7 protein-coding genes, 1 pseudogene and 1 riboswitch are annotated in these 7257 nt (G+C 40.3%); of the genes and pseudogenes, 6 read left to right on the plus strand and 2 right to left on the minus strand.

Translation table 11 applies throughout. The annotated features are described in order from the left end of the window. Positions 1-79: 79 nt before the first annotated feature. Both metK and B4J50_RS08680 read right to left on the minus strand, forming a co-directional pair. On the minus strand, positions 80-1288 hold the full coding sequence (gene metK, locus B4J50_RS08675) for a methionine adenosyltransferase (protein ID WP_286933042.1): 1209 nt from the start codon (positions 1286-1288) through the stop codon (positions 80-82). An 89-nt stretch (positions 1289-1377) separates the two neighbouring features. Then, positions 1378-1484, minus strand: a riboswitch (SAM riboswitch). 156 nt (positions 1485-1640) lie between these two features. After that, a pseudogene (locus tag B4J50_RS08680) lies at positions 1641-2108 on the minus strand (ATP-binding cassette domain-containing protein); the annotation flags it as partial. Between the two features lie 92 nt (positions 2109-2200). Between B4J50_RS08680 and B4J50_RS08685 the strand changes: the two are divergent. The 6 genes from B4J50_RS08685 to cas2 all read left to right on the plus strand — a co-directional run bounded on the left by B4J50_RS08685 (position 2201) and on the right by cas2 (position 7066). Continuing rightward, entirely contained in the window at positions 2201-3544 is a 1344-nt protein-coding gene (locus tag B4J50_RS08685; RefSeq protein WP_286954079.1) for a hypothetical protein, read from the plus strand. Between the two features lie 540 nt (positions 3545-4084). Then, entirely contained in the window at positions 4085-4858 is a 774-nt protein-coding gene (cas6, locus tag B4J50_RS08690) for a CRISPR-associated endoribonuclease Cas6 (RefSeq protein ID WP_286954082.1), read from the plus strand. Further along, on the plus strand, positions 4859-5299 hold the full coding sequence (locus B4J50_RS08695) for a hypothetical protein (RefSeq protein WP_286933048.1): 441 nt from the start codon (positions 4859-4861) through the stop codon (positions 5297-5299). Then, entirely contained in the window at positions 5277-5795 is a 519-nt protein-coding gene (gene cas4, locus B4J50_RS08700; RefSeq protein ID WP_286954084.1) for a CRISPR-associated protein Cas4, read from the plus strand. The genes B4J50_RS08695 and cas4 overlap by 23 nt, the downstream gene beginning before the upstream one ends. Positions 5796-5800: 5 nt before the next feature. Beyond that, positions 5801-6799 carry a type I-B CRISPR-associated endonuclease Cas1b gene (cas1b, locus tag B4J50_RS08705; RefSeq protein WP_213699788.1) on the plus strand — a complete coding sequence of 333 codons (999 nt, stop codon included), beginning with the start codon at positions 5801-5803 and terminating at the stop codon, positions 6797-6799. A 15-nt stretch (positions 6800-6814) separates the two neighbouring features. Beyond that, positions 6815-7066: a CRISPR-associated endonuclease Cas2 gene (cas2, locus tag B4J50_RS08710; RefSeq protein ID WP_211235539.1), complete on the plus strand. Its 252-nt coding sequence runs from the start codon at positions 6815-6817 to the stop codon at positions 7064-7066. The last annotated feature ends 191 nt before the right edge of the window (positions 7067-7257 follow it).

The following is a 7257-nucleotide window of genomic DNA, read 5'->3' on the forward strand; positions in this document are numbered from 1 at the left end:
TGCACCTCGAAAGTTGGACATCGATTCCAGCATTTGGAGGTGCACTTCGCTTTTTTGAATACGCTCTCTTTCTTTTTCTTTAAAGATTTCGAGCGTCTCGAGCCAAAGCTCCAGCTCGATCGGTTTTTTCCCAGGCAGGCAGAGGATCGAGATCGATACGCCCCATATGGCCATAGGCAGCAAGTCGACGATATTGCGGACGGCGCAAGTCCAGGTCTCGAATCATTGCGGCAGGCCTGAAATCGAAATGCCGCTCTACAAGATCTGTCAACACCTCGTCAGAGAGTTTCCCTGTCCCGTACGTATCTACCATAATTGAAACTGGCTCAGCTACTCCAATAGCATAGGCAACCTGAATCAGACATTTTTCAGCCAACCCGGCTGCAACTACGTTCTTCGCTGCGTAGCGAGTCATATAAGCGCCAGAGCGGTCAACTTTCGTCGGGTCTTTACCTGAAAAAGCCCCGCCCCCATGAGGAACCCAACCGCCATAGGTATCTACAATAATCTTGCGCCCAGTAAGACCTGAATCAGCCATAGGGCCACCCTTTACAAAACGACCGGTAGGATTGATAAGAATGCGAGTCTCCGGTTTCAGCAGGTGCTCTGGAATAATAGGGGTGATAACATGCTCTATAATGTCTCCCCGAATTTGAGCTTCTGTTGCTCCTGGATGGTGTTGAACTGACACTATAATTGTATCTGCCATAATGGCATGACCATCAACATACTCAAGAGTAACCTGAGTTTTCCCGTCTGGACGGAGGTAGGGGATGGTTCCGTCTTTTCGAACCTGCGCCACGCGCCGAGCCAAACGATGGGCAAAAGCAATGGGCATGGGCAAGTATTCTTCAGTTTCATTACAGGCATAGCCCACCATCATCCCCTGATCACCAGCTCCTGTTCTGGAGAGCTCTACCTCTCTTGCCTCTTCCTGGCTTCGAGCCTCAAGAGCCGTATTGACGCCCTGAGCTATGTCGGGAGACTGCTCGTCAATGGCAGTAATAACAGCACACGTATCGCCATCAAAACCATATTTAGCTCGAGTGTAACCGATTTCTTTCACTATATCTCTAGTAAGTTTAGGAATATCCACATATGTAGTAGTGCTAATCTCTCCAGCCACTAACACCAATCCTGTCGTTACGAGAGTTTCGCAAGCTACCCGCCCCATGGGATCATCAGCCAGAATTGCATCGAGCACGCCATCAGAAATCTGATCTGCAATCTTGTCTGGATGCCCCTCTGTGACTGATTCCGACGTAATTAAAAATCTTCTGTCTGCCATTTAGCGACCTCCAATTATAAAGATATCAAAAAAGGACCCATTCCAAGAGGAAGGGCCCTTTTAAAACACAAAAAGTAACGCTCATTCCTCTCTTATCATCCAGCCTTTCGGCTGCTGGTATTGGCACCGTACCTTATTATTTCAGGCAGGTTGCCGGGCTTCATCGGGCCAGTCCCTCCACCTCTCGGGATAAGAGATTCATTTATAAAGTTTCACAAAACTAACTTTAGTATTATAAAGGATTTTCCCAAGGTGTCAATAAGTGTTGTTGAGGCTCATGTAGATGGGGCAGAGTTTCGTTCCGTTTACTTAGACCCCATGTGCATGCCATCGATTCTCACACGAGTTTTTTCTATAGCTTCCAATCAATAGCTTTTTGCTGAATTGTCCACAACTTATTATAGAGATCGTCTCTTTCAATTAATTCATTATGGGTTCCCTGTTCAACCACGTTGCTGTTGTCTAGCACTATAATTTTATCTGCATTTTTTACAGTTTTTAAGCGATGAGCAATAACAATAACCGTTCTTCCAGTAATTAATTCTCCTATGGCTTTTTGAACTTCCACTTCGTTCTCTGGATCAAGAGATGCTGTCGCCTCATCAAGCAAAACCACGGGAGCATTCTTGAGAATTGCACGGGCAATAGATACACGTTGCTTTTCTCCTCCTGACAAAGTGCAGCCACCCTCACCTACCATAGTATCGTACCCCTTCGGCAACGCCATAATGGAATCATGGCAACATGCCTTTTTTGACGCTTCAACAACCTCTTCGCCAGTGGCATTACTTTTACCAAAACGGATATTATTGCCTATCGTAGGGAAGCCGGCGGCGCTATTACCCAGGATAAAACTGGTAGCGAGAAACAAAACAATAGGGAAAAGATCTGGAGTATGTCAAAAGCTCGTTTATGACCCAGGCCTTGGTTGCAGGAGTTGACGCAGATGTGGCTAAGGTCAACGCTTCTCTTTTCGAGGCACGAGCGAAGGATCTCCTTGGCCGGTATGGGACCAATCCCAGAGAGTGGTACGACAGGATAGGCCTTCAGATCGATGAGGGGTCGCTTGGAATTGATAGCGACGGCGTTTCGTACAACCAGGACGGGGCCATCAATCTCAACGATAATTTTTATAAGTGGTTCGGCGACTCGAAGGTGGTTGACGAAGAGGGCAAGCCACTCATTGTATATCATACGGGAACGATGGATGATTCTTATGACATTGCTAAATCCAGAAGCTACAATGGTTCTCCTGATTACGAAATCCCTGGAATATATTTAACAGCCGACAAACAGGAAAGCCAAGACTATGGTTCTTCGGGCCAGACAAAAGAGCTTTATGTTTCGATTAAAAACCCATATAACGAAGATACAACAGCCTTACATGACAGGTTAGGTACATGGCGTAAGGTTATGGATTATTTAATTGAACAAGGGTATGACGGAGTTATTGATGATGAATCCGGTGAGATTATTGCTTTTTCTCCTAACCAGATCAAGTCCGTCTACAACGAAGGTACGTGGAGCCCTAATAATACCAATATCTATATGCAAAATCAGGCGGAGACACGACTACGACAGGATATAAAGGCATGGGGAGAGACGGTGGACTCCTTCCTAGCGGGGAAGCAAAAACGAACTGTCCCAATGCATGTGATGACGACGCCTCTAGTATTTCATCTAGTAGGAGCAGAAGTACTGCCCGTCTCCATACGTTGCAGTGTTGTAGAAAAGATTCTACGCACCAAACATAATATTCCTGCTGAAACATTGAAACAGGTCCCTGGGGCATTGGCTGACCCACTTATGATTTTCGATTCGGCAACAGTTTCTGGCAGCCTAGTTGCTATGGTGGAATTAAAAGATCCCGATGGTGCAACTCTCGTGGTGCCTTTACGACTTAACAAGAGACAGGAAGGGTATGAAGTTAACGAGATTTCTAGTGTTTATGGAAGAAAGCTGTATGGTACTCAGAAGCCAAACAACCAGTGGTTTATTAATCAAGTAGAAGAAGGTCGGTTGCGTTACATAGACACAAAAAAAAGCTCCGCCTGGCTCGATGCAGCCGGGCTATGCTTGCCCGGTGAAGGAGCCTCGCGGGGCCTAGAGAGCTATCAACTCTCTAATAAAATTGTAAAGACAAAAGCTGACCTTGTCAAACTAAAACAACAATTCCCATGTAGATGGGCCAACGTTTCGTTCCATCTTTTACTCTTACTGGTTTGTGTATTTGACTTCCCTAAAAACTATTATTAAGCTAAACTTGTTTTATGAAATTTTTAATATATAAGGACATGGTATGAAATGTCTCCATAATTCTTAAAATAGAACGTAATTTTCTTTAAAAAAGAAATTTATCCCACTAAAAACATCAAGCAAAATTTTCTATTTCTTTCTTATGATGAGAATTGAGATGTCGAAAGTAAAAGACGCATTCTCAGCGCAACATTTTTTATTTTTCTATAAGGTATGTTTCTCCGCTTGACTTATATTTAAAACGGATTATAATTTTTTTAATTTCTAAGAGAGATGGAAATAATATAAGTCAAGCGGAAAAGATAAGTGACTTTTTTACTTCCTACAAGGGATAGTTTATTTTCTCTTTTTGCAGAGTTCAAAAAATAGTAATCCTTCGTTAAACGAAATCTACTTCTAATCAGGCGAAAGTTGATCAAAAAACACACATGAAGTTCTGAGTTTGTTGTCATTAGATAATCCTAAATACTCAGATTACAACAAAAAGCACGCTTTAATATTAATGTGTCGGTGAAAACAAAAAGCTTGGAGGTTTTGCTAATGAAAATATGCCTTCTTTTTGACATTGCCGAAGGAAACGTCTTACGACTTAAACAACAACATCAGTATCAAATTCAAGCTATGGTATACAACCTCCTCGATAAAGAGTATGCTCGTTTTTTACACAATGAAGGGTTTATTTATGAAGGGAAACGTCATTTTAAATTATTTTGTTTCTCAAAACTTTTTGGGAACGGCTCTATAAAACGAGAAAAAGACTTTTTATATATTCCTTCCCCCGTGAAACTTTCAATAACCTCTCCTGTTAACGCCATTCTTGAACAACTTGCTAATAATGCTCTTTCCCTGGGAGAAATAAGACTAGGAAATAATTTCCTTCAATGTAAAGAAGTAACTGTTGAAAACCCTCAAGCAAAATCAGAAGAGATACTAGTACAAACCCTCTCTCCAATAGTCTGCTACTCTACCCTTAAAAAATATGACGGAAGCGATTTTACTCACTATCACTCTCCTTACGACCAAGAATTCGGAGAACAAATACATGCAAATCTCATAAAAAAATTCACTCTAATAACATCAGAAAAAAGTGAACTAAATCAAACAATAAAAATAGAAAAATTGGGACGGATATGGGAATCGATAAGATTTTTTAGCCCTGAAGACAACAGACCAATCAAGGGGTGGAATGGCAACTTTCGACTTACAGGTTCTCAAGAACTCTTACAAACAGCTTTAGACGCTGGTCTCGGTGCAAAAAATAGCTCTGGATTCGGATGTGTTGAACTTGTAGAACGAGAAAGGAGGTATAAATAATTGGGATTTGTTAACGCCACCTATGAATTAGGTAAATTAGTTTCAAATAAATTAAACGACCCTGAATTTATAGATATCGAAAGTTATTTACAACTCCCCATGCCCGTAATCGAAGACAAAGAAAGATCAGGTAGAGTAATTAGAATATGGCTTAATGTAACAGACAGCACCGCAGAATGTATCAGAGAACCAACAGGGGCAGCAACCCCATGGAATTTCTCCCCCATATATAAATTGGGAAAAAGTTCGGCCAATTCACTCTCTGATTTAATTGGAACTAAAGGATCTTGGCAAGAAGACAAAACAGAACTTATTGAAAATAAAAACGATTTTAACATGCAGGAAGTTTATATAGAACGAGACAATAAAATTCGCCCAATTTATAACAAAAATACAGGCTCTAACCCAGTGGATTCCAATGATGACGACTTCATTCTCTGAATCCCCTCGTTTAGGAGGAACTCTTGTCTGGTACTTTACTATATGCAAACGAGAGGTGTGGCTCATGGCTCGAGGAGTAGAACCAGACAGAGATGACGAATTTCTCGCTTTGGGGCGACTTATGGATAAGACAACTTATAATCGAGATCGACATTGCATTGACTTCGGAAATAGCAAATTCGACATCATGCGCGAAGAAAAAGGAACATTAGTAGTAGGAGAAATTAAAAAAAGTAGTCGTTCCATTGATGCCGCACGATTACAACTAGCACACTACCTTTATGAACTCCAAAAAAATGGAGTCGAAGCTAGAGGGGAATTATTATTCCCAAAAGAGAAAAAACGCGAAGAGGTGCTACTCTCAGAAGAACTAAAAACGCATCTTGACCAAGTTTATCAAGAGATTATTGCAATATCGTCCCTTGAAGCCCCTCCTTGTGCGAAAAAATGTAAGTACTGTAGAAACTGCGCTTACAATGAATTGTGTTGGAGCTGATAAAAATGGGAAAAACACTCTATGTACTTTCGTCAGGAGAACTTAAACGAAAAGAAAATACCATTATTATAGAAGGTTCAGAGGGTAGAAAATTTATTCCTGTAGAAACAACAGACGAAATGCTTATTTTCGGAGAAGTAGATTTAAACAAGCGTTTTTTAGAATTTTGTACTGCCAATAAAGTAATGCTGCACTTTTTTAATCACTATGGATATTATCAAGGAACATTTTACCCCCGTGAACACATGAATTCAGGGGCTGTAATCCTTGCCCAAGCTAAACATTGTCTTGATGACTGTAGAAGGCTTTTTATAGCTAAAAAGTTTGTAACAGGTGCTATAGAAAACATGAAGAAAGCATTGCAATATTATTCTCGACGTGGAAATATTGAGCTTGATTCCATAATTGAAAAACTCACTGTTTTTAGTAATTATGCAAAAGAACAAATTGGAATATCAGAACTTATGGGAATAGAAGGCAATGCACGAGATTGTTATTACACAGCTTTTGATCTAATAACGGGTGGAGGTTCCTTCTCTATGAAAAAAAGAAGTAGAAGACCCCCTCAAAATCGTATAAATGCTCTTATAAGTTTCTTAAATTCTATGTGCTATGTCACAACTTTAGCACAAATTTACAAAACACATATTGACCCCCGCATAGGTTTTCTTCACGAAACTAACTTCCGCCGTTTCAGCTTAAACTTAGATATAGCAGAAATATTTAAACCAATAATTGTAGACAGACTCATTTTTTCTCTTTTAAACAAGAAAGAAATTCAAGCGAAGCACTTCGGAGCTCAGTCTGGGGGAGGAATATACCTTTCAGAAAAAGGGCGGCCTATAGTTTTAAAAGCATGGGAAGAACGTTTAAATTCTACTATTGAACATCCTCGTCTTAAAAGAAATGTAAGTTATCGAAGCCTTATTAGAATGGAAGCGTACAAAATTGAAAAGCATATACTCCACGATGAGGAGTATCAACCTTTTGCCATGAGGTGGTAAGCCATTTTTGTCTTAATGATTTATGATGTAGGTGTAAAACGAGTCAATAAAGTTTTAAAAATAGGTCGAAAATATTTAAGCTGGGTACAAAATTCTGTCTTAGAGGGAGAGCTTACTCCGGCAACTTTTACTGCTCTTAAAATTGAAGTAAACAAAATCATTAAAGACGATTACGATAGCGTAATCTTTTATGTATGGAGAACAGAACGATATACTTCAAGAGAAATTATGGGCAAAGAAAAAGGTGGCGCGAGTATCTTTGTATGATTGTGTCGACCCCCAATAGCGCTAAAATCACGGGAGATCGACACAATCTTTTTTCTAGCAGCAAATCCAGTACTCATCAATATAAAGACTATATACATGCACCTTGAAAACATAATATTGATTCCTTCGACAAAATACGCAAATATAGTAGAATGAAGGGGGGTAAACGCTTTTCTAACTTCCTATAAGGG

Origin of the sequence: Aminobacterium sp. UBA4908 (genome assembly GCF_002398115.1) — a bacterium.
Classification (GTDB): domain Bacteria; phylum Synergistota; class Synergistia; order Synergistales; family Aminobacteriaceae; genus Aminobacterium; species Aminobacterium mobile.

Excerpts from the sequence above, each read along its gene's own strand:
- B4J50_RS08685 (WP_286954079.1), top strand. The coding sequence starts at position 2,201 with ATGACCCAGGCCTTGGTTGCAGGAGTTGACGCAGATGTGGCTAAGGTC.
- cas2 (WP_211235539.1), top strand. The coding sequence starts at position 6,815 with ATGATTTATGATGTAGGTGTAAAACGAGTCAATAAAGTTTTAAAAATA.
- cas4 (WP_286954084.1), top strand. The coding sequence starts at position 5,277 with ATGATGACGACTTCATTCTCTGAATCCCCTCGTTTAGGAGGAACTCTT.
- metK (WP_286933042.1), bottom strand. The coding sequence starts at position 1,288 with ATGGCAGACAGAAGATTTTTAATTACGTCGGAATCAGTCACAGAGGGG.
- cas1b (WP_213699788.1), top strand. The coding sequence starts at position 5,801 with ATGGGAAAAACACTCTATGTACTTTCGTCAGGAGAACTTAAACGAAAA.
- cas6 (WP_286954082.1), top strand. The coding sequence starts at position 4,085 with ATGAAAATATGCCTTCTTTTTGACATTGCCGAAGGAAACGTCTTACGA.